Source organism: Polaromonas sp. YR568 (assembly GCF_900116715.1).
In the GTDB taxonomy this organism is placed as follows: Bacteria; Pseudomonadota; Gammaproteobacteria; order Burkholderiales; family Burkholderiaceae_C; genus Polaromonas.
The window spans coordinates 347,272-373,628 of the sequence record NZ_FPBM01000002.1 but is presented as its reverse complement, the minus strand read 5'-3'; the positions used below and the strand labels follow the sequence as shown (position 1 = coordinate 373,628).

Here is a 26,357-nt window from a genome sequence, read left to right as displayed (position 1 = left end):
CTAGCCCAGGCAAGCGCCCCTGTCCAGCGGAATTTAGAGGCCTGTTGTCGCCTGTATTGGCTACATCTTTCACGTAGTCTCCCTGCAAGAATGCCTTGATACTATTGGTAACGTAGAAGCCAATAGGTGGCTTCTTTGCGCCGCAAATGCCCAGGCACAGCCGCGTTTCCCGTTTCCCATCTTGTCCGCCGGCTTCCATGAGGTGAGCTCCGCATCACCCGCCGGCCTTTCGCGAAAGTCCTCCATGAAGAGCCATGCCAGCATGAACCGTATCTATCGTCTGGTGTGGAATGCCAGCCTGTCGCTCTGGGTGGCCGTAGCCGAAAACGCCAAAGGCGCCAGCAAAGGCGGCTCGTCGCGCAGCAGCGTGCAATGGGATGTTTTGCATGCTGAAGGAAGCGGTGGCGGTGGTGCAAGTTTCACACTCAACACCGCGTGCCGGGCGGCGCTGGTGCTGCTCACGTCGCTGGCCCTGTTTACCCACCAGGCACGCGCGGCCGATGCGGCCAATGCCAGCATCTCCGCCGGCACAGCCGGTATTGCAACGGTGGGCAACACCACCACCATCAACCAGAGCAGCCAGCGCGTAGCGATTGACTGGACCAGTTTGTCCACGGCGGCCAATGAGGCGCTGATCTTTAACCAGCCCAATGCGTCGGCGATTGCGCTGAACCGCATCACCGGCAGCAGCCCGAGCGAGTTCCTCGGCAGCCTGACGGCCAATGGGCAGGTCTTTATCCTGAACCCGAACGGCGTGCTGTTTGGCGCGGGTTCGCAAGTCAACGTAGGCGGCCTGGTCGCCTCGACGCTTGCCATGAGCAATGCCGACTTCATGGCCGGCAACCATGTGTTCACCGGCTCGGGCGGTTCCGGTTCGGTGGTCAACAAGGGAAGCCTGAAGGCGGCCCCCGGCGGTTACCTGGCGCTGCTGGCGCCGGAGGTGCGCAATGAAGGCGTGATGACCGCCAACCTCGGAACCGCTTTGCTGGCCGCAGGCAACAAGATCACGCTCAACATCGACAACGGCAGCCTGCTGGGCTACAGCATCGACCAGGGCGCTATCAATGCGCTGGCTGAAAACAAGCTCCTGATTCAGGCCAACGGGGGGCAAGTGCTGCTCTCCGCCAAGGCCATGGACAACCTGACCACTGCCACGGTGAACAACACCGGCGTGATTGAAGCCAAAACCGTGCAGAACAAGGCTGGCCGCATCCTGCTGATGGGCGATATGGAAGTGGGTACCGTCAATGTGGGCGGCACGCTGGATGCCTCAGCCCCCGATGGCGGCAATGGCGGGTTCATTGAGACCAGTGCCGCCAATGTGAACGTTGCGGCCGGTACGCAAGTCACGACCAAGGCAACGGATGGTCAAAGCGGCACCTGGCTGATCGACCCAGTGGACTTCACCATTGCGGCAGGTAATGCGGCGCAGACCACTTCCGGCATGGGGGCAGCCACCTTGTCCGCCGCACTCGGCCTGGGCAACGTGAGCATTGCTACTGACGGCTCAACGGCTGGCAATGGCGACATCAACGTCAACAGCGCAGTCAGTTGGGCGAGCCCCAGTACCTTGACCTTGACGGCGCACCGCGACATCAACTTCACCGCCAACGTGACATATTCCGGCGGCGGCGCGGGGGGGCTGACCGCACAAGCCACGCGCAACATTGCCGGCGGGGGAACCTTGAACGTGAGCAACGGCGCGATAGACCTGACGGCAGGAGGCAGTATCGGCAGCACCGACGGCCTGGGGCAGATCTACGCCAGCAGTTTGAAGATGAAAGCCACCACGGGCGAATTGGTCATGAACAGCGGTGTCACCTGGAACGCCGGCTCCTTCGACCTGTTTGCGGGCACCAACATCCGGGGAAGCGACCCCAACTCCGCCCTGATCGCCGTCATGACCACACCCGGTGGCAGCTTCACCGCTTCCTCGGGCAACACGGGCAGCGGCAGGATGCGCTTGAATGCAAGCAACAACGCCATAGGCACGCTCAACCTGACCGCCCTTGGAACGGGCGGCGGCGGGGAGATCGACTTCACCAGCGATTCGGCCGTCAGCAATGCCTTCATCACTGCTGCCAAGGACGTGAACGTCTCCGCGAACGGCGGCCTCTTCAATATCGGTTCCCTGAACCTGATGGGCGCCAACCAGAACGTCAGCCTGGGGGCTGGCAGCGGTGTGCTGACGCTGAATGGTCCGGTGAACACCGGCGCTGGCAACCTGACTTTGTCGGGCAGCGCTCTCTCGCTTTCCGGTGCCTTGAACGCCAACAACCTCAGCCTGACCGCGACAGGCGGCCTGAGCATCAACACAGACCTCACGGCGACCGGCAACCTGACACTCGCTTCCAATATAGGCATCCAGCAAACGAGCGGCGCACTGACGGTGGGCGGCACCACCAGCGTCAATGCGGGCGGGGGTGAGGTGAGCCTGACCGGCGCCGGCAACAATTTCACCGGCGCGGTCAGCGTCACCAATCTCGGCGCGAACAACGTCACCCTCAACGCCACCGGCAACCCCTTGACTCTGGGCACTTTGTCGCTGGGCAGCGGCACACTGAATATCACCGGCAACAACATCACCCAGACCGGCGCGATCACGCAAGCCGCCAACGGGGGCGCGGTGACCGTCAACGGCGGCGCCAGCGCCATCGACCTGAGCAATACTGGCAACAACTTCACCGGCGCGGTCTCGCTCAACAACACCGGCAGCAATGCCGTGACCATCCGGGACGCCGACGACCTGAAGCTGGGCGCGTCCACCGTGGGCGGCAGCCTGACAGCCATCTCCAACTCGGGCTCGATCTCGCAGTCCGACACGTTGAACGTGACGGGCGCCTCCACCTTCACGCTCAACGGCCTCAATAAAGACGTCTTGCTGGGCACTTCGTCCAACACCTTTGGCGGCGGCGTCACTGTCAATGGCACCGGCAGCGTGAGAAACATGTCATTCCGTTACGCCACAGGTTTCGCTTTTCCTACGGTGCCCAGCTACACGGGCACGCTCACGCTGGTCAGGAACGTCGGGGCCATAGACCTGGTGGGCCTGCAAACCTTCAGCGGCCACCTCTCGCTGACGGCGGGCGGCGGTATCAACATGCTTGGCGGCACGCTGCAAACGGGCGGCGCGCAAAGCTTTAGCGGCGCAGTGAACGTAGTGGGCGCCACCAATCTGATCAGCACCGGGAGCTCCATCTCGTTCGGCAGTAATGTCAATGGCCCGGGCGCACTGAGCATCACGAGTTCGGGCAACGCCGTCTTCGCGGGTGCGGTGGGCGGCACCACCGCCCTGTCCAGCCTCAGTATCAACTCGGGCGGCACCATCGTGTCGCAAACTGCGCTGAATGCGGGCGACCTGAGGTTAAGGTCGGTCAACGGCCTTAACAATGGCACTGGCGGCGCGATCAACATCAACGCGGCGCGCGTGAGCGCCATCAACACCGGCAGCGGCAATGTCGCGATGTCGTACACCGGCACCGGCAAGGTGGTGGTCACCGACCTGGGCATGGGTGACGGCATCCAGAACAGCGCGGCCGGCGGCAACGTCAGCCTGACGGCGGCCAACGGCGCCATCCAGGTGCTGGGCAGCAAGGTCAGCGCCAACAACGGCAACGTGGTGCTCAGCGCGGCGGGCAACAGCGACGCGCATTCGCTGGAAATCGTGAACAACGGCGCCACGGGCTCGACCGTCAGCACCACCGGCGCGGGCACCATCACCTTGAGCGGCAATCTCACGAGCGGCGGCGCCAGCGCCACCGGCGGGTCGGCCGCCGGTGTGGCCATCACCGGCTCCAGCATCACTGGCGGCACCGGCGCCGTCTCCATCACCGGCAGCGCCGGTGGGGCGGGCAGGGGCGGCCAGATAGAGCGCGGCTTCCGTGTGGATGCGGGCTCCACCATCACGGGCGCCGGCAGCGTCACGCTGACGGGTACCGTCACGGGCAACCAGCCCATACTGCCGGACCCGTACACCGGCCCCGCCAGCATGGGCGGGGAACTGGCCAATGGTGCCACTGTTTCCAGCACGGGTGGCGACGTGTCGCTCACGGGCTCGTTCAACAACAGTGCGCATTTCGACGGCACCGGCCTGGCGGTGAACGGCAAGCTGGAGTCTGGCGCGGGCGGCAAGATCACCATCAGCGGGACGTCCACGACCGGCACTTTCCTGAGCGGCGGGCTCATGACCGGCTCCGGCACCGGCCTGTCCACAGGGGTGTCGTCCGAAATCGTCGCGGGCACGGGTGGCCTCGATATCACGGGCACGGTGAATTCAACCGGCCTTCCAACCAACCTGACCGGGGCACGCCTGTCAGGCACCGCCAGTTCAACAGGAAACATCGCTGTGACCGGCTCATCGACGTCTGCCGGTGCGACCGGGGTCAGGGCCCTGGACATGCTGGCCGGCAGCACACTGACAGGCCTGGGCGCGGCCACCATCACGCTCAGGGGCTCGGGTGTTCCTGGGGGAGTGGGCGCATCGTCTTATGACGTCGGCGTCCTTGGCACCGTCAGCACGGCCGGCGGGCAGATCAACCTGGCCGGTGACCGGATGAGGATTGAAAACACCATCAATTCAGGCAGCGGCCGCACGGTGATCACGCCGACCACTGCCAACCGGCAAATCTCGCTGGGAGAATCGGACGAAGTCAACTTACTCAACCTGAGCAACAGCGAACTCAACTTCATCACTGCCTCGGCGCTGGTGATAGGCGGCAGCACCTATACCGGCGGTATCCGGATCGGCAACAGCAGCGGTGCGATCAATATGACCAGCACGCAAAGCTTGAGCCTGCTCAACAACAGCCTCTCCAGCAACGGCATTTCGCAAACCGCGGGATTCACGGTCGCCAACCTGAACGCCGATGCGCGAACCGTCATGCTGTCCAACACTGCAAACCAGATCAGCCAGGTCAGCGGGCGTGCGTACGCCTTGAATTTCCAGGTTCGCTCTGGCTCGGCCTCAGGCCTGACCGTGGGAACGGTTGACGGAACGGCCGGCATCACCAACGCCGGCACCGGTGCTGTCGTGCTGACCGCCACCGGCGGCGCCCTGACGCAAACCCAGGCCATCATCGCGGACAGCTTCCAGGGCGTTGGCTCCAGCGGCATCACGCTGACCCACGCAGGCAACCAGATCCAGAATTTCTTCGGCCTCAACACCACATTCGGTGGCATCACCCTTCGCAACACCGCCGCCAACGTCAGCTTCCTGGGCAACATCAACAGCTCCGGCCGCGTCGACATTGCCAACACCGGTTCCATCACCCTGGGAACGGAAACCCTTTCTACTTCGAGCAATGCCACAGGCACGACCGCGGGCACGGCCGCCATGAGCATTGTGGCCACGGGTGGTATCAGTGCGCCATCCCCCGCCACAAGTCCCGGGACGCACCTCATGACTTCGGCCGGCGGCACGATCTATCTGGAGGCCGGCAACGGCAGCATAGGTGACAGCGCCGCCAACGCCGTGAGTATTTCAGCAGCCGGCCCTATCGTCGCGGTGGCCAACGGCGCCGGCTCACAGGTCAACCTGAGCCTGGTCGGCAACAGCACCCTGGAAAACATCAGCGCTGCGGGCGCCGTCAATGTCAGTGTCAACGGGGCCGGTAACCTGGCGGTCAAGACGGTGGCCGGCAGCTCAGTCACCCTCGGCGCCGCGGCCGGCGCCATCACCGACGCCAACGGCGCCGCCAACAACATCACCAGCACCACGCTCAACGCAACTGCGGCAAACGGCATCACGCTGGGCACCAATGTGACCGGCCTGCAAACGTTGACGACCACAGGCGCCACCGGCGACATCAGCATCGCCGCCGCCAATGCCATCAACACCAGCAACTTCGGCATCACTACCAATGCCGGTGCCGCGCAGACAGTCAACCTGTCATCAGGCGTTGGTATCACTATCGACAGCGCCTTCGGCAATGCGCAGGACAAGCTCAAGCTGACCACGACCGCCGGCAACATCGCCATCAACGGCGCGCTGACGGCTAGCGAGCTGACGCTGAACACCGCTGGCGCCACCACCCAGACCGCGGCCATCACCGCCACCGGCCTGGAGCTGCTGGGAACGGGTAATCACACCCTCAACAACGCAGGCAATGCGGTGACGACACTGGCAGGCAACACCGGCAATGTCGATTACTCGCAGGCCGGCGCACTGACCATAGGCACGGTCAACACCGTGGGCCTCACCGCCAGCAACAAGGTGCTGGTGCGCGCCACGGGCGCCGCGGGCGACATCACGCTGAACAACACCGTGACCTCGGGCAGCGCCGCCAGCGATTCGCTGGTGCTGGCTGCCGGGCGCAATTTCATCAACAACGCCGGCGCCACGCCGCTCAACCCGGGCGCAGGCCGCTTCCTGGTGTATTCGACCGACCCGACGACCAACACCTTCGGCGGCTTTGCCTCCACCGGCAATGCCTTCAGCCGCACCTACGCAGCCAACGCGCCCACCGATGCGTCCATGACCTCGATCACCGGCAACCGCATGGTCTACAGCGTCACGCCGGTGATCAACATCACCGGCGACAACCAGACCAAGGTCTACGGCGCGGCCGACCCCACCCTGACCTACACCGTGGGCTCGGGCCTGGTGGCGGGCGATACGGCGGGCAGCGTGCTGTCCGGCCTGCTGGCCGCACCGACAGGCGCTGCCGCGTCGGCGGGCACGCACGCCATCACGCAGGGCGCGCTGGCAGCCGCGTTGGGTTACGGTGTCTCGTACACCAGCGGCACACTGACGGTGGACAAAGCCACGGTGAGCGTGACAGGCGTGGCCGCGAACAACAAAACCTATGACGGCAACGCCACGGCAACCCTGGGCACTATCGGTACGCTGACGGGCCTGGCCTACGGCGAGCTGTTGACCTTGAGCTCCACCGGTGCCAGCTTTAGCGACGCGAGCGCGGCCAACGGCAAGACCGTGACCGCCACCTACAACGTGACCGACGGCACCGGCCTGGCCAGCAACTACCAGCTGGCAGCGGCGCCCGTCACCACGACAGCCAATATCGACAAAGCCAACCTGAACATCACCGCCAACAACGACAGCCGGACAGCCGGCGGCGCGGCCTACACCGGCGGCAACGGCGTGAACTTCAGCGGTTTTGTGAACGGCGAAACGATGGCCGTGCTGGGCGGCGCGCTGGCCTACAGCGGCAGCTCACAAGGCGCGACCGCCGCAGGCAATTACGCCATCAAGGCTGGCGGCTACAGTGCCGGCAACTACGCACTGAACTATGTCGACGGTGTGTTGACCATCAACCCTGTTCCGGTAGCGCCGACCGCGCCGGCCGGGCAGGGCGGTGGCGCTGCTCCGGTGAGCGATGCTTACCTCAGCGCGCTGTACAACGTGGCGAACTCGGGTGGTTCGGGTGGTGGCAGCGGTAACGGTGGTGGTTCAGGTGGTGGCGCCGATCCCGGCGACGCACTCAGAGCTGCCGCCGCTGAGGCCGGCAATACGGGCGAGGACGAGTAGCTGTCTGCCGTCGGGCGGGCGAACTTCAACCGCCGCTAGCTGAATTCTTCAACCCAGCATGAGCCGCGGAACTGGCTTTGCCAGGCCGCAGGCGGGCGGCCCCCTCGGGGGGCAGGGAGCTACACGGAGTGAGCGACCGTGGGGGCCTTAGGAAGCCAAAGCGTGAAGCGCGTACCCCCCGGGCCAGATTCCCATGCCACTGTGCCTCGCAGCATCTGCGCACGCCGCCGCTGGTTGTGCAGGCCTTTGCCGGTGGCCTCTTCCAGCGCTTTTTCAACATCAAAGCCCTGGCCGTTATCACTGATGATGACCTGCACACCGTCGCCCGCTACGCTGGTTGCGACACGGATCTCGGTGGCCCGCGTATGGCGCAGGATGTTGGCCACGCTTTCCTGCACGATGCGCAGGATGTGCAGTGCGCTCGACGGGTCCAGCCATTGCAGCGTGGGCAGTTCCTGCACTTCCCAAAACAGGGTGACGCCGGTGCCTTCCAGCCGGGGTTCCAGCCTGAAGCGCAGCGTGGCCAGCAGCAGCAACAGGTCGGCCTCCACCGGCTCCATCGAATCGATGGCCAGCTTCAGGTCATCCATGCAGTCCTTGAGGATTTGCGAGACCTTCGCATCGCTCATGCCGCCGTGCTCCACGGACCGGATCGCGCTGATCAGCGTTGAGCCCAGCCCGTCGTGCATGTCCTGCATCATGCGCTGGCGCTCTTCGCCCAGCAGCTGCCGCTGCTCGACGGCGCGCAGCCGCTGGTGGCTCATTTCAAGTTCGATCTCACGCGCCTTGAGCCGCTCGGCCAGGCTGGCGTTGACCTGTTCGACTTCGACAATCGCGCCGACATAACGCCGGTACAACAGTGCGCCGAAGATGCTGAAGCTGATCGCGTTGGTCCACGCGCCCAGGTACCAGCCTTCGGGGCTGGTGAAATTGCTTTGCTGCAGCCAGTCGCCTGCGCCAAACACGGTGCACAGGGCCGTGCCCATGGCCACCAGCATGGCTTCGCCGGAAGCGCGGCGCCAGGCGTTGATGGCGCCGGCCAGCGAAACACTCACACCCATGAGCGCCACCACCGCATAGATCAGCGGCGTGACCTGGGGTGTGTTGGGCAGGGGCGCGTTCATCGGCAAGGTCAGAAGGCCCATCAGCACTGTGACGGCGATCAGGGAGCCGGTGAGCCAGGGCTGCCGGTGGCGGTGCAGCAGGACGATTGAAAAATGCACCGTCGCGACCAGCCAGAACAGCGAGTTCACTGACAGCCAGGCAAACCAGTCGTTGGCGATCAGGAATCCCACATAAAAGTGCAGGCCGCGCAGGAAAGAAGTTGCGGCCAGTACGAAGAACAGCAGGTAAGCCGTGCGGTGCCGCCACTTGAACCACACAAAAAGCGCGAAGATGCCCACGGCGAGGAAGGCCGTGCTGAACATGGCCGGCAGCTCCAGCTGCAGCCAGTAGCGCCAGCTGTGGCGCCAGCTCAGGGCCTCGGCCGGACCCAGCCACAGCGAAGACAGCGCCACCTGGCTGGCGCGCGTGTGCTCCAGGCGGATCAGGATTTCGCGCGGCGCGCTGCCGTCGGCGGTTTTCTCCAGCGGCACCCACAGGGGCATGCGCGGGCTGTTCCAGAGCGGCCCTTGCTGCTGGGCGGTGTGCACGAGCCGGCCGTCTGCATAGACCGCGACGGTGCCGTCGGTGCGCACGCGTGCGCCGTACAGCGCCAGCGGCAGCTTCGTGGGGGGCAAGCCTTGCGAGCTAACCCTGAACCAGGTGGTGCGGGTTGTCCCCGGCGCCGCGGCCGCTGCCTGGCGCAGCAGCGCCACCGGCAAGGCATGGGGCAATCCGGCGGTTTGCCAGGCGTTGGGCAGCAAGCTGCTGTCCTGCGTGGCGGGCGCGGCGCTGAAGCCGGGCGCATCGGACACCTGCCAGTCGGCCTTGGTAATGTGCAACTGCGTGTGGTTAGCGCTTTCGGACCACATGTCCAGCGCCGCTAACGCAGCCACGGCCGCCACGACTGCCAGCAAGGCGGCCGCCATGAGGGCAACCAGGCGCCCGGCCCGGCGCTGCGGGCCGGCGGGCTGCGTGGGGCTCAATGAAGGTTCATGCGCAGATGTCACGGCGGGATTGTGCCTTGTTCAGCCACGGGCCTGGCGGGGCAGGGCAGGACGCTATGGCTACAGCAGTCCCTGGCTCCTGGCTTCGTAAATCGCTTCGGCCTTGGAGGTCACTTTAAGTTTGCTGTAGATGCGGCGCACAAAGGTGCGCACCGTGAAATGCGACAGGCCCATGAGCTTGGCGATCTCTACCGCGGTGAATCCCTTGGTGATGAAGTCCAGGACTTCCTTTTCGCGTGCCGAGAGCAGCTGCGGCGCATCGCCCGGGGGCTCCGTGCCTGCGACTGCGTTGCCGGCCGCGTCTTGCCGGAAGCGGGCCAGCACCTGGCGCGCGATGATGGGGCTGATGGGGCTGCCGCCGCTGGCCAGGCTGCGGATTTCGTCCACGATTCTGGCCCGGGAGCTGTCCTTGAGGAGGTAGCCCGCGGCCCCCGCCTCGATGGAGCGCATGACGTGCATCTCGTCGCCGAAATTGGTGCTGACCATGATGCTGCAGCTGGGCCACTGGCGTGCCGCGGCGCGTATCACCTCAATGCCCGAGCCGTCGGGCAGGCCCAGGTCCACCAGCAAAACATCCACCGGCGGGCCCTGCAGCAGGGCCAGGCCTTCGGCTTTGGTGCCGGCCGTGCCGGCCAGCTTCATGTCGGGTGCGGCCAGCAGGGCGCGGGCCAGGGCGCCGCGAAAGCTGAGGTCGTCCTCGACGATGGCGACGTGTATGGTTCGCCCGGCTTCGTCCAGGTGCACTGGTTCCGCCGGGAGGTCCTGCTTGTTCGGGTTTGTCGCTTCCATCAGGTGGCTATTGTGCGGCCAATTGCGCCGCCTGCCCGTGGTTGGCTCGTAGCGCATATGCGCTACAGACAGCGCGGGCTGCTGTTCGTACTATCCCCGGGGCCAGCTGGAACGCGCTTTGCACGGCGCTTTTTCCGGCTGCTTCTGACGGCCCTGCCGTCCCTTTTTTTCTGTTGCCGGCACCCCGTTATGAAAGCCATGCCTGTATGAACCGCATCTATCGTCTGGTATGGAACATGGCCTCGGGCCTCTGGGTGGCGGTGGCCGAGAACGCCAGGGGACGCGGCAAGGGCGGCTCGAGCCGGGACGCCGTCCAGGCCGGCTTTGCCAGCGCGGGCTTCTCACTCAATTTCCTCTGCCGGGGTGCGCTGGCCATGCTGGCCGCGTTGATGATGCTGCCGCACGAAGCCCAGGCTGCGAATGCGGCGAATGCCAGCGTGTCGGCAGGGGCTGCGGGTATTGCGACCGTGGGCAATGCCACAACGATCAACCAGAGCAGCCAGCGTGTGGCGATCGACTGGACCAGTTTGTCCACGGCGGCCAATGAGGCGCTGATTTTTAACCAGCCCAATGCGCAAGCGATTGCACTGAACCGTATCACCGGCAGCAGCCCGAGCGAGTTCCTCGGCAGCCTCACAGCCAACGGCCAGGTGTTTATCCTGAACCCGAACGGCGTGCTCTTCGGCGCGGGCTCGCAGGTCAATGTGGGCGGCCTGGTGGCTTCGACGTTGAGCATGAGCAATGCCGACTTCATGAACGGCAATCATGTGTTCACCGGTTCGGGTGGCTCAGTCGTCAACCAGGGCACGCTCAACGCCGCGCCCGGCGGTTACCTTACGCTGCTGGCGCCTGAGGTGCGCAATGAAGGTGTGATGACGGCAAGCCTGGGCACTGCGCTGCTCGCTGCCGGCAACAAGGTCACGCTCAATCTCGACAACGGCAGCCTGCTCGGCTACAGCATCGACCAGGGCGCCATCAATGCGCTGGCCGAGAACAAACAGCTGATCCAGGCCAATGGCGGGCAGGTGCTGCTGTCGGCCAAAGCCATGAACAGCCTGACCACGGCCACCGTCAACAACACCGGCGTCATTGAAGCAAGGACCTTCCAGAACAAGGCCGGCCGCATCCTGCTGATGGGCGACATGGAGACCGGCACGGTGAATGTGGCGGGCACGCTGGATGCCAGCGCCCCGGCCGGTGGCGACGGCGGCTTCATCGAAACATCCGCCGCCCATGTCAAGGTGGCAGCGGGCACCCGCGTCAGCACCCTGTCCGGCGCCGGCAAGACCGGCACCTGGCTGATCGATCCGACCGACTTCACTATCTCATCGGGCAGCGGCACGCAGACCACCAGCGGCATCGGTGCCGACACGCTGTCGGCCAACCTGGCCACCACCAGCGTCACGCTGGAAACCGACGCCAGCACAGGCAGCGGCAGCGGCGACATCAACGTCAACGCCGCCGTCACATGGAGCGCCAACACCAGGCTGACGCTGAACGCCTACAACAACATCAACATCAACGCCGCCATCACCGCCACCGGCGCCAGTGCGGGCCTGGAGCTGAACCACGGCAACTACGCCGCGACCGGAATCGTCACCAGCGGCACCGACTACAAGGTCGGCGCGCCTATCACCTTGAGCGGCGCCAATGCCACGCTGGCCATCAGCGGCACGGCCTACACGCTGATCCACGACATGGCCGCGCTGGACGCGATCGACAGCACGGGCTCTTTGACCGGCAAGTACGCGCTGGCCGGGGATCTGGATGCCAGCGGCACCCCCTACATCAGGGGGCTGGTGGGCAGCATTAACTACCGCTTCAACGGCACTTTCGCCGGGCTGGGGCACACCATCAGCAACCTGACCATCAACTCAGACCTTAACGGCAACACGGGTCTGTTCGGCTACACCGACAGGGGGAGCGTGATCCGCGATATCGGTCTGGTGGGCGGCAGCGTCAGCGGCTACATCTCCGTGGGCGCGCTGGTGGGCGTGAACCACGGCAGCATCAGCAACGCTTATGCCACCGCCAGCGTTTCGGGATACGTCCGGGTCGGCGGGTTGGTGGGCGAGTCCAACTTTGGCAGCATCAGCAACTCCTATGCCACCGGCAGCGTTTCGGCAACAGGCGGCGTTGTCGGCGGGCTGGTGGGCACCGCCCTCGCTGACAACCGCATCAGCAACTCCTATGCCACCGGCAGCGTTTCGGGACCCAGCAACGTGGGCGCGCTGGCGGGCGTTAACGGCGGCACTATCACGGCCTCCTTCTGGCTGAACAGCGTCAGCACGAGGGGAATCGGCACCCGGTATAGCACCGCGACCATCGACAGCCTCACCCGCGGCCTGAGCGCCAGCGAGGCCGCCAGCGCCAGCACCTACAGCGCCGCAGGCTGGGGCGTGGCAACGGCCGGCGGCTCGTCCTCGGTCTGGCGCATCTATGACGGCAAAACCATGCCGCTGCTGCGCAGCTTTCTGACTGCGTTGACCGTCAAGACCGGCGACGTCAGCAAGACCTATGACGGCACAACCAGCCTCAACGGCAGCTACACCCCGGTCGGCAGCAGCGCCGACACCAGCCTCATCCTCGGCACCGCCGCCTACAGCACCAGCAGCAAGAACGTGGGCAGCTACGCCGTGAGCACCAGCGGCCTGTACTCTGGCCAGCAGGGCTACGACATCAGCTACGAAGACGGCGCCGCCACGATCACCGCCGCCACGTTGACGGTCAGCGGCAGCGCCGCTGCGAGCAAGACCTACGACGGCACGACGGCCGCCACGCTCAGCGGCAGCCTGACCGGCCTCATCAGCGGTGACACCGTTGCGCTCATCCAGAACGGAACTTTCAGCGACAAGAACGCCGGCACCGGCAAGACGGTGAGTTACACCAGCAGCGTTTCGGGTGCCGATGCCGGCAACTACATGCTGGTATCGGGCAGCGGCCGCACCACCGCCGACATCACGGCGGCCACGCTGACGGTGACCGGCACCACGGCGGCCAACAAGACCTACGACGGCACGGCCGCCGCCAGCGTCAGTGGCGGCGCGTTGAGCGGCCTCATCAGCGGCGACACCGTGGCGCTCAGCCAGAGCGGAACCTTCGGCGACAAGAACGCGGCGGCTGGAAAGACCGTCAGCTACACCAGCAGCGTTTCGGGCAGCGACGCAGGCAACTACGTGCTGGCATCGAGCAGCGGCACGACCACCGCCGACATCGCGGCGGCCACGCTGATGGTGACCGGCACCACGGCGGCCAACAAGACCTACGACGGCACGGCCGTCGCCAGCGTCGGTGGCGGCGCGTTGAGCGGCCTCGTCAGCGGTGATACGGTGGCGCTGAGCCAAAGCGGCAGCTTTAGCGACAAGAACGCGGCGGCCGGCAAGACGGTCACCATTGCCAACAGCCTGAGCGGCAGCGATGCCGGCAACTATGTCGTCGCCGCGGCCAGCACCACGGCCAGCATCAGCCAGGCTGCGCTGACCATCAGCGGTATCACCGCCAGCGATAAAACCTACAACGCCAGCGATGCAGCCACGGTCAATACCGCAGGCGCCAGCTACGGCGGCCTGATTGCTGGCGACGCGGTGAATGTCGCCGCGACGGGGTTGTTCAGCGACAAAAACGCGGGCGCCGGCAAGACGGTGAATCTGAGCAGCAGCTACAGCGGCGCCGACGTGGGCAACTACGCGATCACCAGCCAGGCCAGTACCACGGCCACTATCAGCCAGGCGGCGTTGACCGTGAGCGGCATCACCGCTGCCGACAAGACCTACAACGCCAGCGGCGCAGCGACCGTTAGCACGGCGGGTGTCAGCTACAGCGGCTTGTTTGCAGGTGACGTGGTGAACGTGGCCGCGACCGGCCAGTTCAGCGACAAAAACGCAGGCGCCGGCAAGACGGTGAACCTGAGCAGCAGCTACAGCGGCGCCGACGTGGGCAACTACGCCATCACCAACCAGGCCACAACAATGGCCAGCATCAGCCAGGCCAATTTGACGGTGAGCGGTATCACCGCTGCTGACAAGACCTACAACGCCAGCGATGTGGCGACTGTGAATACGGCGGGCGCCAGCTACAGCGGCCTGTTTGCAGGTGACGTAGTGAATGTGGCCGCGACCGGCGTCTTTGGCGACAAGAACGTGGGCGCCGGCAAGACGGTAGCCTTGAGCAGCAGCTACAGCGGCGCCGATGCGGGCAACTACGCCATCACTGGCCAGGCGGCAACGACGGCCAGCATCAGCCAGGCAACGCTGACCATCAGCGGCATCACGGCCGGCGACAAGACCTACAACGCCAGCGACGCAGCCACCGTCAATACGGCAGGGGCGAGTTACAACGGCCTGTTTGCCGGTGACGTGGTGAGCGTGGCCGCCACCGGTTTGTTCAGCGACAAAAACGCCGGCGCCAACAAGACGGTGAACCTGAGCAGCAGCTACAGCGGCGCTGACCTTGGCAACTACGCCATCACCGACCAGGCGACAACCACGGCCACCATAGGCCGGGCCGCGTTGACGGTGAGCGGCATCACGGCCGGCGACAAGACCTATAACGCCAGCACCGCGGCTACCGTCAGCACGGCGGGCGCCAGTTACAGCGGCCTGTTTGCGGGTGATGTGGTGAACGTAGCGGCCACTGGTTTGTTCAACGACAAAAACGCGGGCGCCAACAAAACCGTCAACCTGAGCAGCAGTTACAGCGGTGCTGACGCGGGCAACTACGCCATCACCAGCCAGGCCGGCACAACGGCCACCATCAACAAGGCCGACCTGGTGGTTCAGGCCAATGGCGTCAGCAAGGTCTATGACGGCACCACGGCCGCCAGCGTCGCGTTCAGCGGCAACGGCCTGACGGGTGACGTGCTTAACCTGACCGGCAACGCCAGCTTCGCGGACCAGAACGCCGGGCTCAACAAGGCCGTCAGCGTCACCGGCATTGCCGTCGGCGGCGCGGATGCCGGCAACTACAACCTCATCAGCGGCAGCACGGCCGCCACCACGGCGGACATCACACCGAAACAGCTGACCGTGACGGCCAACAACGACACACAGCCGAGCGGCAACCCTTACAGCGGCGGCAATGGCGTGCTCTACAACGGTCTGGCCACCGGCGACACGGCAGCCACGGTGCTGGCCGGCAGCCTGGCCTACGGCGGGAGCGCGCAGGGCGCTTACCTGGCGGGTGAGTACGAGATCACCCTGGGCGGCCTGCTGGCCAACGGCAACTACAGCCTGCGTTTTGTGCAGGGCCGCTTGACCCTCAACGGGGGGGACGTCGCCTCGGCGGCCCTGGGCGGCACGGTGCTGGTGGGCGCTTATGACGCGTCGAAAAACACCGCTGGCAGCCCAAGCGGTTTTCAGCTTTCCGCCGAGGGCGGCGGCTCTGGCGATGAAGCCAAAAGAGGCTTTCTGAACGCTGCCGCGGCGGATGCGCGGGAAGGGGGTGGGGAATGACCGGATCAGGGATTAGCCTGGCTGCGGGCAAAATCGGCCTGCGCCATGTATTCAGTTGTTTCAACCGTAATAAGTTGAATGGTTTTAATACCCAATTTGCCCCTACCATCGAGCCAATCCAGCCCGGCCGGATTTTTGCCCGGTTAACCGCATGAACAGCCCTTGCCGACTTGCCCGGAAGACCGCTCTCCGCCTGGGAATGGCCCAGGCACGGGGTGTGTCCCCAAAAATAGGGACATACAGGGCGGGCTCTCTCTGCGACATTGCTGCAACCGGTGTGCAGGGCAGGCCCTACTGCATTTGCAGTATTGTCTGGTTACCTGTCGATACACAGAATCGCATGGATCCAGAGGGCTGGTTACCTGTCGATACACCGAGCCGCGTGAAAGCCGGAGGGGGTGGTTGCCATCCAGCGGTCGAACGAAAAAATTCTGGCCGCCCCGGGGTGGCCAGGGGAAACCTGCTTCGCATCCCTACTTAATAAAACAAGCCTGTCTCATGAAACTCAACCCTCTACCTCTTTCCGCACTGACTTCCGCCTTGCTGCTGGCCCTGCAAAGCGGCGCCTGGGCCCAGACAGCGCCCGATGCCGGCCAGGTGCTGCGCGACCTGCAGCAGGCCCCGCCGGCGCCCATGCCGCAAGCCGCGCCCCTGCAGCGCATCGACGAGACCGCCGACCTGAGCCAGAAGGGCGAGGCGAGGGTAATGGTCAAGTCCGTCACCATCAACGGCAACAAGGAAATCCCGACTGAGCAGCTGCAGCCGCTGGTGGCTAGCCTGGTGGGCGCCGAGCGCTCGCTGACCCAGCTCAATGCCGCCGCACGCCGCATCACGGCCTATTACCGCAGCCAGGGCTTTGCCGTGGCGCGCGCCTATTTGCCCGCGCAAGACATCACTGACGGCGCCATCACCATCAGCATCATCGAAGGCCGTATTTCCAGCCACAAGATCAACAACCAGTCGCTGTTGTCCGACGAACGCGCCCAGGCCTACCTGGGCCAGATCAAGGACGGCGACGTCATCAAGAGCGACCAGATCGACCGCGGCCTGCTGCTGCTGCAAGACACACCGGGCGTGAGTACCTCGCGCGCCACGTTGCAGCCCGGCGCCAGCGTCGGCACCTCCGAGCTGCTGATTGAAGTCAACCCCGCCAAGCCTTACAGCGGCAATGTGGTGCTCGACAACTACGGCAGCCGCTACACCGGCGAATACCGGGTCGCCGGCACCTTCAATGTGGTCAGCCCGCTGAAAATCGGCGACCAGCTCACCGCCAACCTGCTGACCGCCGGCGACAACCTGAGCTTTGCCCGCCTGGCTTACCAGTTGCCCGTCGGCAGCGACGGCCTGAAGGTAGGCGCGGCCTATTCCGATATCCATTACAAGCTGGGCAAAGAGTTTGAAGCCCTGCAGGCCCACGGCACGGCCACCAGCGCCAGCCTGTTTGCCGCTTACCCCTTTATCCGCAGCCAGTTCAAAAACCTGAACGGCACCGTCGCGCTGGAAGACAAGCGCCTTAAAGACTATGTGGACGGCACGAACACCTTCACGCCCAAGAAAGTCACCACCACCAGCTTCGGCCTGTCGGGCAGCCTGCAGGACGCCCTGGGCGGCGGCGGCATCACCGGGCTGGACCTGTCGGTGATCCTGGGCAGCCTGAGCATCAATTCGCCCACGGCGCTGGCCATCGATGCGGCCTCGGCCCGCTCCAACGGCAGCTACACGCGCATGACCTACGGCCTGAACCGCCTGCAGCGCTTCACCGACAGCACCTTCCTGGCGGTGTCGCTGAGCGGCCAGACCGCCAGCAAGAACCTGGATTCCTCCGAAAAGTTCTCGCTGGGCGGTATCAACGGCGTGCGTGCCTATCCGCAGGGCGAAGCCAGCGGCGACGAAGGCCTGCGCGGCACGGTCGAGCTGCGCCACAACGTGATCCCCAACGTGCAGGCGACCCTGTTCTATGACTGGGGCAGCGTCACCATCAACCGCAACCCGTTTGGCCCGGCTGCCTCCAACAGCCGCAACCTGGCCGGCGTGGGCGTGGGCGTCAACGCCGCCCTGGGCCCTGTGCAGCTGCGCTCGTCCCTGGCCTGGCGCACCGACGGCGGCTTGCCGACCTCCATCCCCGCGTCGTCGGCCAAGCGGCCTACGCTGTGGATGCAGGCTTCCGTGGCGTTCTGATCTAGCTCCGCCTACTGCAATTGCAGTATTGCCGGGGCGGGGTTTCGTCTACAGAATGGCGGCACCCGCGTCAGCCGGTGCCGGGGCTCCAGGCCCCTCGCGCCGGCCACCACGCCTGCAGAGGTGACCCCGCATGACGAACGAGCTATCCCTGGAAGCCAGGGCCCGGCAAATGATGGCGAGATTTCGCACCCATGAATGGATGGGGTTTGCCGCAGGCTTTCTGATTCTTGCCGCCGTCGAAGTCCTGCGTGCCTGGTACGCCCCCAAGCTGCCGGCGCGGGCGGTCTATGGCTGGTTTGTGCCGATTGTGGGCATCGCCTCGCTGCTGGCGATCTATCTGTCTGTTTCCATGCACAAGGCGCTCAAGGAGCGCAGCGCGGTCGACCCCCTGGCGCGGCGCGAGATGTGCATCCTGTTCCTGCTGGGCTCGCAGGACACCTATGGCCTGAAGCTGATGCGCCGCATCACCATGGCCGCCAATGTGCACGCACTGAGCTTCGGCATGGCCATCGGCCTGGTGGTGTTCAGCGTGATCCGCATTTTTTAGGGCTGCCCGGCCGGCGCTGCCTTAATCGTCTTCAGCGCTTCAAGCCTTGGGCGCGCTGAAAAAATACCGCGCAGCGGTCTCCAGAACTCTCGCCGCGTTGACCTTGATGTCACGCGACAGCGGCCTGGGCGCCTGTACATAAAACGGCCAGGAGGCCGGCGCACGGCCTTGCTGCGGGCGTACGAGAGGCGTGACGGGCGCCTTGGCCTGGGCTGGGGGGTGATGTGAGAGCTGCATTGAAGTCCCTTGTGTGTTTATGAGGGCCACCTGGCTGTTTTGTTTGGGCTGGTAGGGCCGGTTGGGCTGATTTGGCTGATGGGGTTGTCTGTGTTGATGGATAAATATACTGTACATACATACAGTAAATCAACTATGATTTACCCATGGAAACAATGCCCTCAACCATGCGCTCCATCGCTGCCGGTCCTTCCGATCCGCCCAGTCCCCAGCCTCAGTGGCTTGCCCGTTGTGCGGAGCGTCTGCACGAGCGTTGGCGCACCGTAGAGCTTGGCCAGCTTGAGGAAGTAGCCGGAACAATCTGGCAAGACCCTGGTTTGCGCTGCATGGAGCCCGCCGAAGCCGCAGCGCTGTGGCTTGCGCCCGTGGCGGCCCCTCCGGCGGCATAGCGCGGCTGATCCAGCCGCAGCGCCGCTTCGTCGCGAAGGGGCGTTACATTATTTGAGAACAAGCACAAAACAAATGCGGGTCACACCTGCATGCCAATAACTAACGACCAACGACCCGGGAGGAAACAATCGATGGAGCCCCTACACAACCCAGACGCGCCGCTGGCACCACCACCGCAGACACCCTACGCGCCGCCAGCCGACCAGACACACCAGCTCAGCATCGAGTTCACCGGCTCGGGCAGCGAATACTTCCGAATCTGGATCGTCAACCTGCTGCTGCTCATAGTCACTTCCGGCATTTATTACCCGTGGGCCAAAGTGCGGCGCCTGCGCTACTTTTATGGCAACACGGTCGTCGGCGGTGAGCCGCTGGGGTTTCATGCCGACCCGACCAAGCTGCTCAAGGGTTATCTCCTGGTCGGCCTGCTGTTCATGATCTATTCCGCCGCCGGCAAGTTTTCTTCCATCGCCGGCTTTATTGCGCTCCTGATCGTGGCGGCCTTGTGGCCCGCCTTGCTCAAATCCGCCATGCAGTTCCGCATGGCCAATACCAGCTGGCGCAGCCTGCGTTTCAGGTTTAAGGGCTCGCTGGGCGATGCTTACCGCGCAGTGCTGCCGCTGTTTGTGCCCAGCCTGGTGATACTGGCTGCGCTGACCCAAGTGGCAGATCCTGAAAAACCGCCGACCTGGTACCTCCAGCTGGTGGGCGTGGTGATGCTGGCCACGCTGCCCGTGTTGCCCTGGCTGCTCTGGAACCTCAAGAAATACCAGCACAACCACTACGCGCTGGCGACCCTGCAGACAAGCTTCAAGGCCACACTGGGATCGTTCTACAAGCTCTTCTTCAAAATCATCGGCGTCACGGTGTTGCCGCTGCTGGTGCCGGTGGGTATTGCCGGCGCCATCCTCTACTCGATGAAAACCAGCGGCGCCTTGACGCGGTCTTCCATGGGCCCTGTCATCACGATTGCCGTGTTCGGCATCTTCGCCGGCATGATGGCCATGATGATCATCGCCAAACCCTATGCCACGGCCCGCTTCCAGGACCTGGTGTGGACGCGCACCGGCAATGTGTCCCTGCGCTTTATCAGCCGCCTGAGCTTCAGGTCGCTGCTGTGGGTGACGCTGAAAAACTGGTTCCTGATCGTGCTCACGCTGGGGCTTTACTGGCCCTTCGCGGCCGTGGCGCTGGCCCGCGTCCGCCTTCAGGCCGTGACAGTGAAGACACGGGTGAGCCCGGATACGCTGATCGCCATGGCCGGCGTGGTGGAGGGCGATGCGGCCGGTGAGGCCGGCGGCGACCTGTTCGGCCTTGACATTGGCTTCTGAGTTTTGACTAGGCTCTAATTTTGATGACGACCACGCCAGCCAGCCAGGCACCCACGCTGACCGCCAGTTATTTTGACGGCGCCAGCGGCCGCGCCTGGCCCGTCACGCTGCAGCTCGAAGGCGGCGAACTGCTGATCCAGGGAGAGGGCGTGCATCGCCGCGTGGCGCTGCGCAAGGTGCAGTGGCCCGAACGCACGCGCCACGGCATGCGGGTGGCGCACTTCACCGAAGGCGGCTCCGTACAGTGCGCCGATGCCGCCGCCTGGGACGACTGGAGCCGCGCCAGCGGCCGCCGTGAGTCGGTGGTGGTGACGATGCAGCAAAGCTGGCGCTGGGTGATTGCCAGCGTTGTGGCGCTGGTGGTGGTGTTTGCCGTGATCCAGCAATGGGGGCTGCCGGTGGCGGCGCGCGCCGTGGTCGCCGTCACGCCATTGAGTGTGGACAGCTCGCTGGGCGACACCTCGCTGGCCGTGATCGATGAGCACCTGATGCGCCCCAGCAAGCTGCCGGCGGCCGAACAGGCGCGGTTGCGTGACGCGTTTGCCAAAGCCGTCAGCGCCATGCCGCCCGGCAGCGTGCCGGCATGGCAGCTGGTGTTTCGCCGCAGCCGCATCGGCCCCAACGCCTTTGCCTTGCCGGGCGGAACCATGGTGATGACCGACGAGCTGGTGGAACTGGTGGGGCGCGACGACAAAGTCATTACCGCCGTGCTGGCGCATGAGCTGGGCCATGTGCGGCACCGCCACGGCCTGCGCATGCTGATACAGGCCACCGCGCTGAGCGGGCTGGCCGCCATGGTGGTGGGCGACTTCAGCACCGTGCTGGCCGGCGTGCCGGTGTTGCTCGGCCAGGCCAGTTATTCGCGCGATGCCGAGCGTGAAGCCGACCAGGAGGCAGTGCGCATATTGAAATCGGCCGGCATTTCACCGGCGGTGATGGTGACCCTGTTCGAGAAGATCGCCGCCCAAAGAGCCGAAGCAGCCAAATCAGGCAAGGCCGGCAAACCAGGCGAATCCGCTGAGGGTGCGCCTGCCGGCGAGAAGCTGCCGGAGCAGGACTCCTGGCTGGGCATTGCCTTTGCCTCGCACCCCGCCGACGCCGAGCGGATCCGCTACTTCACGGAAGCCGCCGCCGAACGCTAACGCGCAGGCATTGAGACCTGGGGCAGGGCGCCAGGCCATGCCCCGGGTATACGGGTATCGCGCGCAGGGCCTTACTTCTTCATCTCGTCCTTGCCCATGGCGTCTTTTTTCATGGCGTCTTTGCTCATACCGTCCTTGGCCATGTGATCCTTCTTCATCTTGTCCTTCTTGGCCATTGCCATCTTGTCGTCCTTCGCCATGGCGTCCTTACCCATAGCGTCTTTCCCCATGGCGTCCTTGGCCATGGCATCTTTGCCCATCGCATCTTTTTTCATGCCGTCTTTGGCCATGGCGTCCTTGCTCATCGCATCCTTGCTCATGGCGTCTTTTTTCATGGCGTCCTGCGCCATGGCGCTGCCGCCGGCAAAAAGCAGGCAGGCCGAAAGGAGGGAGGCGGTCAGTGTGGTGTTCATGGTGTTGTCCTTGAAAGAATGTTGGAAAGTCATTGAGAAAAAAACGGCAAGGGTCGCTGCCTTTGCCGGCGTTGCAGGGCCTCTGAGCGTGCTCAGCTGCCTCCGAACCAGTTGTAGCCCTGGTCTTCCCAGTAGCCGCCAGGGTAGGTGTTGGTCACAAAGATCGCCTGGATATGTTTGGGGTTTTTGTAGCCCAGCTTGGTGGGCATACGCAGCTTCATCGGAAAGCCGTATTTGGGCGGCAGCACCTGGCCGTCGTAGGTCAGCGCCAGCAGGGTTTGCGGGTGCAGCGCCGTCGCCATGTCGATGCTGGTGAAGTAATCGTCGGCGCACTTGAAACCCACGTATTTGGCCGTGGTGTCCGCGCCCACCTTGCGCAAAAAATGAAAGAAGGGCACACCGCCCCATTTGCCGATGGCGCTCCAGCCCTCCACGCAGATGTGGCGCGTCACCTGGTCGACCTGCGGCATCGCGCGCAGCTCGGGCAGCGACCATTTGCGCCTGTCGGCCACCAGGCCGGCGACTTCCAGGCGGTAACTTTCCTCCTCGACCTCGCGCACTTCGTCTTCGCCGTAATAAGCGTTGAAGGGGAAGGGCCGGGTGATCATGGAGTCGGGGTAAGTGGGCGCCAGGCGATTGGGGTCAAACAGCAGGCCCTGCACGTCATCGTTGATGCGCGAGATGCGGGTGAGGGCGGTGTTGACAGCCTCGCTGTCGTCCAGCACGCAGCCGGTCAGCATGGACAGGCCACCCAGGGTGAGCGAGCCGCGCAGAAACTTGCGGCGGGCCAGCGAGAGCTTGTGGGCCGTGGCGATGCGGTCAACGGCTTCCTGGAGGACGGCATCGCCGTCGATGTTCAGGCGTGGAGGGCGTTGGATTTTCATGGAGCTTCCTTGAGACTTGTGCGCCGCCGCTCAGCGGCCGCGCAGCATGTAAACCAGCGTTTTCGGCACCAGCGCCACCATCACCAGGTGCACCACCACAAAGCCGGCCAGCGCCGCCATGGCAAAAAAGTGAACCAGGCGCGCGCCTTCATAACCGCCCATCAATTCGCGCAGCAGCGGGAACTGCACCGACTTCCAGAGCACCAGGCCGGACAGCACGATCAGCACGCTGTCAGCCATCACAAAGAGGTAGGCCAGGCGCTGCACCATGTTGTAGTGGCGCGGGTCGGCATGGGCCAGCTTGCCTTTCAGCGCGGCCAGCAGGTCCGTGAAAATGCCTTTAACCGACAGCGGGAAAAACTTGTGAAACAGCCGCCGCGTAAAGAGGTTGAAGCCCAGATAGAGCAGGCCATTGAAGAACAGCAGCCACATCGCCGCGAAGTGCCACTGCAGCGCACCGCCCAGCCAGCCGCCCAGCGTGAGTTCCTTGGGAATGGCAAAGCCGAGGAAGGCCGTGGCGTTATAGATGCGCCAGCCGCTCATCATCAGCACCACCACAGCCAGCGCATTGAGCCAGTGCATGGCGCGCAGCCAGCCGGGGTGTATGGCCTCGTTGCTTGTTTTCATCAAACGCTCCTCAGGGTTGTCCGCGATGTCCGGCGCTTTCTTCAAAGGAAGAAGAAAGGAAAGGCCGGGATTTCCGCCGCAGTTTTGCTGCGTGTTGGGCTTTGGTCGGGCCGGGCGCGGCTTTCTTACAGGCCGGCAAAATTTATTTGCAGGCAAAATCGCGGGAACTTCCCGCCAACACCGCAAGACCCCGCAGATGCACCGCTTCAAACGACTGTTCGCCGTGCTGGCCTTTCTGGGCCTGTTGCTGGCGGTGTTTCAGGTCTCGGGCTTGCGTGACAACTTCAGCCTGGCTTTTTTGCACCAGAAATTTCTGGACAACGAGGCCACCGGGCTGCTGATCTTTATCGCGCTGTTCGCGCTGGGCAACCTGATCCAGATCCCCGGCTGGATATTCCTGGCGGCCGCGGTGCTGGCGCTGGGCGAGGTGTGGGGCGGCGTGGCCACCTACCTGGCGGCGGTGGTCTCCTGCGCCTTTACCTTCTGGCTGATACGCCTGCTGGGCGGCGATGCACTGCGGCAGATCAAAGGGAATTGGGCGCAGCGCATCCTCGCTCAACTCGATGCGCGGCCGGTGGCCAGTGTCGTGGTGCTGCGCATGCTGCTGCAGACTGTGCCGGCGCTGAATTACGCGCTGGCGATGTCGGGCGTGAAGTTTCGCGACTACCTGGTGGGCACGCTGCTGGGCTTGCCGCTGCCGATCGCGCTGTACTGCGTGTTTTTTGATTACCTGGCGCGGGTGCTGAAGGTGCCGGGGTATTGAGTTGCGGGTTTACGCGGGATTGCGCGGAACTACGCGGAAATACCGGCCATACGTGCCAGCAGGGGCAGAAGAAGTGCCGCTGCAGTGCTCAGGAAAAAAACCAGCGCATAAGTGATGAGGGCCAGCAAGGCGCCGCCCTTGAATCCGACCGGCGCACCGGTAGCCGTCCTGGCGCGCGGCCCCAGGAACCAGGCGCCCACGGCCAGTTGCGCCAGCAGTCCGGTGGCGATGTCCAGGAGTGCGGCTGATACGGGCTCTGAAATGAGGTTCAGCGCCCTCACGCAGGTGCCGACGGCCAGCAGCACAAGAAACAGCACAACACCAAAAACGGCGGCGTGCTTCCAGCTCAACTGCGTACGGCGATAGAGTCTGGCCGCCAGCTTGATGCAGACGACATAGGCAAAAATCGTGAAAGCCGTGGGAAGCAGACCAGGCAGTTGCGGCATGGGTTATTCCTGTGGGCAGGCAAAAGGTGGGCAAAAGAAAAAGGCCCACAGATCATGCGGGCCCCTGACTTACAACACCTTGCTCAAAAAGCGCTTGGTGCGCTCTTCTTTCGGGCTGTCAAAGATCTCGGCGGGTGAGCCCTCTTCAATCACCAGGCCTTCGTCGATAAACATCACCCGGTCGGCCACCTGGCGGGCAAAGCCCATCTCGTGGGTCACCACCACCATGGTCATGCCTTCTTCGGCCAGGGCCTGCATGACGGCCAGCACTTCGCCCACCATTTCGGGGTCGAGGGCGGAGGTGGGTTCGTCAAACAGCATGATGCGCGGCTGCATGGCCAGCGCGCGGGCGATCGCCACGCGCTGCTGCTGCCCGCCCGAGAGCTGGTTGGGGTAGGCGTCGATCTTCTCGAGCAGCCCGACCTTGACCAGCAGCTCACTGGCGCGGTTGCGTGCTTCGAGCGCCGTCAGCTTGCGCACCTTGGTGGGCGCCAGCGTGATGTTTTCCAGCACCGTCTTGTGCGGGAACAGGTTGAAGCGCTGGAACACCATGCCGATTTCTGAGCGCAGGGCGTCGACGTCGGTTTTCGGTTCATGCACCGACACACCGTGCACCAGCACTTCGCCGCCGGTGGCTTCTTCCAGGCCGTTCAGGCAGCGCAGGAAGGTGCTTTTGCCGGAGCCCGAAGGGCCGATGACGCACACCACTTCGGTGGCCTTGATGGCGCAGTCGATGCCGCGCAGCACCGGGGTGTGACCAAACTGCTTGGTCAGCCGGTTAACGCGAATCACCTCGTCCATAACGAGCCTCCAGTTTCTTGACAAGGTAAGCCAGGCCCAGCGTCAGCACCCAGTACATGACGGAGATGGTGAGGTAGGGTTCCCAGTAGCGTGAATAGGCGCCGGCGACGGTGCGCGCGGCGTAGGCCAGCTCGGCCAGGCCGATGGCCGAGATCAGCGACGAATCCTTCAGCAGCGAAATCGCGTTGTTGCCCAGGGGCGGCAGCATGCGGCGAAACGCCTGCGGCAGCACCACGTGGTACATGGTGCGCGGAAACGACATGCCCAGTGAGCGCGAGGCTTCAACCTGGCCTTTGTCGATGGACTGGATGCCGGCGCGGAAGATCTCAGAGATATAGGCGCCGGCATTGAGCGTGAGCGCCACGATGCCCGACAGGAAGGCGCCGTAGTTCTGCTTGATGTTGCGCGCGGTTTCACCCGAAATGACCAGGCCGTCGGCCGGGTTGATGAACACCGGCAGCACGGCGAAGTGGATCAGCAGGATCTGCACGAACAGCGGCGTGCCGCGGAAAAAGCTGACATACACGGTGGAAGGCCAGCGCAGGGCGTACTTGCAGAGCTCGCGCGCGGGTGAGTGGCGGGACTCGGCGACGCGCGCCATGCCGATGGCCAGGCCCAGCAACGTGCCCTGCGCGATGCAGATCAGCGTCACCGTGATGGTCATCTGCAGGCCGCGCCAGAACAGCACGCCGTACTCTGCAATGATGTCGGCCCGGAACCAGCCGAACCAGAGAACTTGCTCCATAACGAAGAAGTCTTAAG

Annotated in this window: 16 protein-coding genes; 7 read left to right on the top strand and 9 right to left on the bottom strand. The window is 64.3% G+C overall.

Annotated features, from left to right (window positions below):
• Positions 1-262: 262 nt before the first annotated feature.
• The gene (locus BM408_RS06210; RefSeq protein ID WP_175541704.1) at positions 263-7,486 is read left to right on the top strand and encodes a two-partner secretion domain-containing protein; all 7,224 of its coding nucleotides are present in this window, start codon (positions 263-265) and stop codon (positions 7,484-7,486) included.
• A gap of 119 nt (positions 7,487-7,605) precedes the next feature.
• Here BM408_RS06210 and BM408_RS06205 read toward each other — a convergent pair whose 3' ends face one another.
• Both BM408_RS06205 and BM408_RS06200 read right to left on the bottom strand, forming a co-directional pair.
• A complete protein-coding gene (locus tag BM408_RS06205; protein ID WP_092128521.1) occupies positions 7,606-9,516 on the bottom strand; it encodes a sensor histidine kinase in 1,911 nt (636 codons plus the stop codon).
• 138 nt (positions 9,517-9,654) lie between these two features.
• Positions 9,655-10,383, bottom strand: coding sequence for a response regulator transcription factor (locus BM408_RS06200; RefSeq protein WP_092128003.1), 729 nt, complete (start codon positions 10,381-10,383; stop codon positions 9,655-9,657).
• A 206-nt stretch (positions 10,384-10,589) separates the two neighbouring features.
• On the opposite strand from BM408_RS06200, the gene BM408_RS06195 reads away from it, so the two are divergent.
• The 3 genes from BM408_RS06195 (at position 10,590) to BM408_RS06185 (ending at position 18,561) form a co-directional block, all read left to right on the top strand.
• On the top strand, positions 10,590-15,833 hold the full coding sequence (locus BM408_RS06195) for a YDG domain-containing protein (RefSeq protein ID WP_092128001.1): 5,244 nt from the start codon (positions 10,590-10,592) through the stop codon (positions 15,831-15,833).
• A 498-nt stretch (positions 15,834-16,331) separates the two neighbouring features.
• A complete protein-coding gene (locus tag BM408_RS06190) occupies positions 16,332-18,011 on the top strand; it encodes a ShlB/FhaC/HecB family hemolysin secretion/activation protein (protein WP_092127999.1) in 1,680 nt (559 codons plus the stop codon).
• A gap of 133 nt (positions 18,012-18,144) precedes the next feature.
• On the top strand, positions 18,145-18,561 hold the full coding sequence (locus tag BM408_RS06185; RefSeq protein ID WP_139237308.1) for a hypothetical protein: 417 nt from the start codon (positions 18,145-18,147) through the stop codon (positions 18,559-18,561).
• 39 nt (positions 18,562-18,600) lie between these two features.
• Here BM408_RS06185 and BM408_RS22680 read toward each other — a convergent pair whose 3' ends face one another.
• Positions 18,601-18,798: a hypothetical protein gene (locus tag BM408_RS22680; RefSeq protein ID WP_139237307.1), complete on the bottom strand. Its 198-nt coding sequence runs from the start codon at positions 18,796-18,798 to the stop codon at positions 18,601-18,603.
• A 521-nt stretch (positions 18,799-19,319) separates the two neighbouring features.
• Here BM408_RS22680 and BM408_RS06175 point away from each other — a divergent pair.
• Positions 19,320-20,519, top strand: a complete 1,200-nt coding sequence (locus BM408_RS06175) for a YjgN family protein (RefSeq protein ID WP_175541703.1) — start codon at positions 19,320-19,322, stop codon at positions 20,517-20,519.
• Positions 20,520-20,542: 23 nt separating this feature from the next.
• Positions 20,543-21,661: a M48 family metallopeptidase gene (locus tag BM408_RS06170; RefSeq protein WP_139237306.1), complete on the top strand. Its 1,119-nt coding sequence runs from the start codon at positions 20,543-20,545 to the stop codon at positions 21,659-21,661.
• 71 nt (positions 21,662-21,732) lie between these two features.
• Here BM408_RS06170 and BM408_RS06165 read toward each other — a convergent pair whose 3' ends face one another.
• The 3 genes from BM408_RS06165 to BM408_RS06155 all read right to left on the bottom strand — a co-directional run bounded on the left by BM408_RS06165 (position 21,733) and on the right by BM408_RS06155 (position 23,585).
• Positions 21,733-22,074 carry a pentapeptide MXKDX repeat protein gene (locus BM408_RS06165; RefSeq protein ID WP_092128519.1) on the bottom strand — a complete coding sequence of 114 codons (342 nt, stop codon included), beginning with the start codon at positions 22,072-22,074 and terminating at the stop codon, positions 21,733-21,735.
• 92 nt (positions 22,075-22,166) lie between these two features.
• Positions 22,167-22,958 (bottom strand): molybdopterin-dependent oxidoreductase, encoded by a 792-nt coding sequence (locus BM408_RS06160; protein ID WP_092127989.1) that lies wholly within the window; start codon positions 22,956-22,958, stop codon positions 22,167-22,169.
• Positions 22,959-22,988: 30 nt separating this feature from the next.
• Entirely contained in the window at positions 22,989-23,585 is a 597-nt protein-coding gene (locus BM408_RS06155; RefSeq protein WP_092128517.1) for a cytochrome b/b6 domain-containing protein, read from the bottom strand.
• 196 nt (positions 23,586-23,781) lie between these two features.
• Here BM408_RS06155 and BM408_RS06150 point away from each other — a divergent pair, with 196 nt between their 5' ends.
• Complete coding sequence (locus tag BM408_RS06150) at positions 23,782-24,348, top strand: TVP38/TMEM64 family protein (protein ID WP_092127988.1); 567 nt, start codon at positions 23,782-23,784, stop codon at positions 24,346-24,348.
• Between the two features lie 29 nt (positions 24,349-24,377).
• Here BM408_RS06150 and BM408_RS06145 read toward each other — a convergent pair whose 3' ends face one another.
• From BM408_RS06145 to BM408_RS06135, 3 genes are all read right to left on the bottom strand, one after another.
• Positions 24,378-24,794, bottom strand: a complete 417-nt coding sequence (locus BM408_RS06145; protein WP_092127986.1) for a hypothetical protein — start codon at positions 24,792-24,794, stop codon at positions 24,378-24,380.
• A gap of 69 nt (positions 24,795-24,863) precedes the next feature.
• The gene (locus tag BM408_RS06140) at positions 24,864-25,586 is read right to left on the bottom strand and encodes an amino acid ABC transporter ATP-binding protein (protein ID WP_092128515.1); all 723 of its coding nucleotides are present in this window, start codon (positions 25,584-25,586) and stop codon (positions 24,864-24,866) included.
• A complete protein-coding gene (locus BM408_RS06135) occupies positions 25,573-26,340 on the bottom strand; it encodes an amino acid ABC transporter permease (protein WP_092127984.1) in 768 nt (255 codons plus the stop codon). Before BM408_RS06135 ends, BM408_RS06140 begins: the two co-directional genes overlap by 14 nt.
• Positions 26,341-26,357 lie beyond the last annotated feature (17 nt).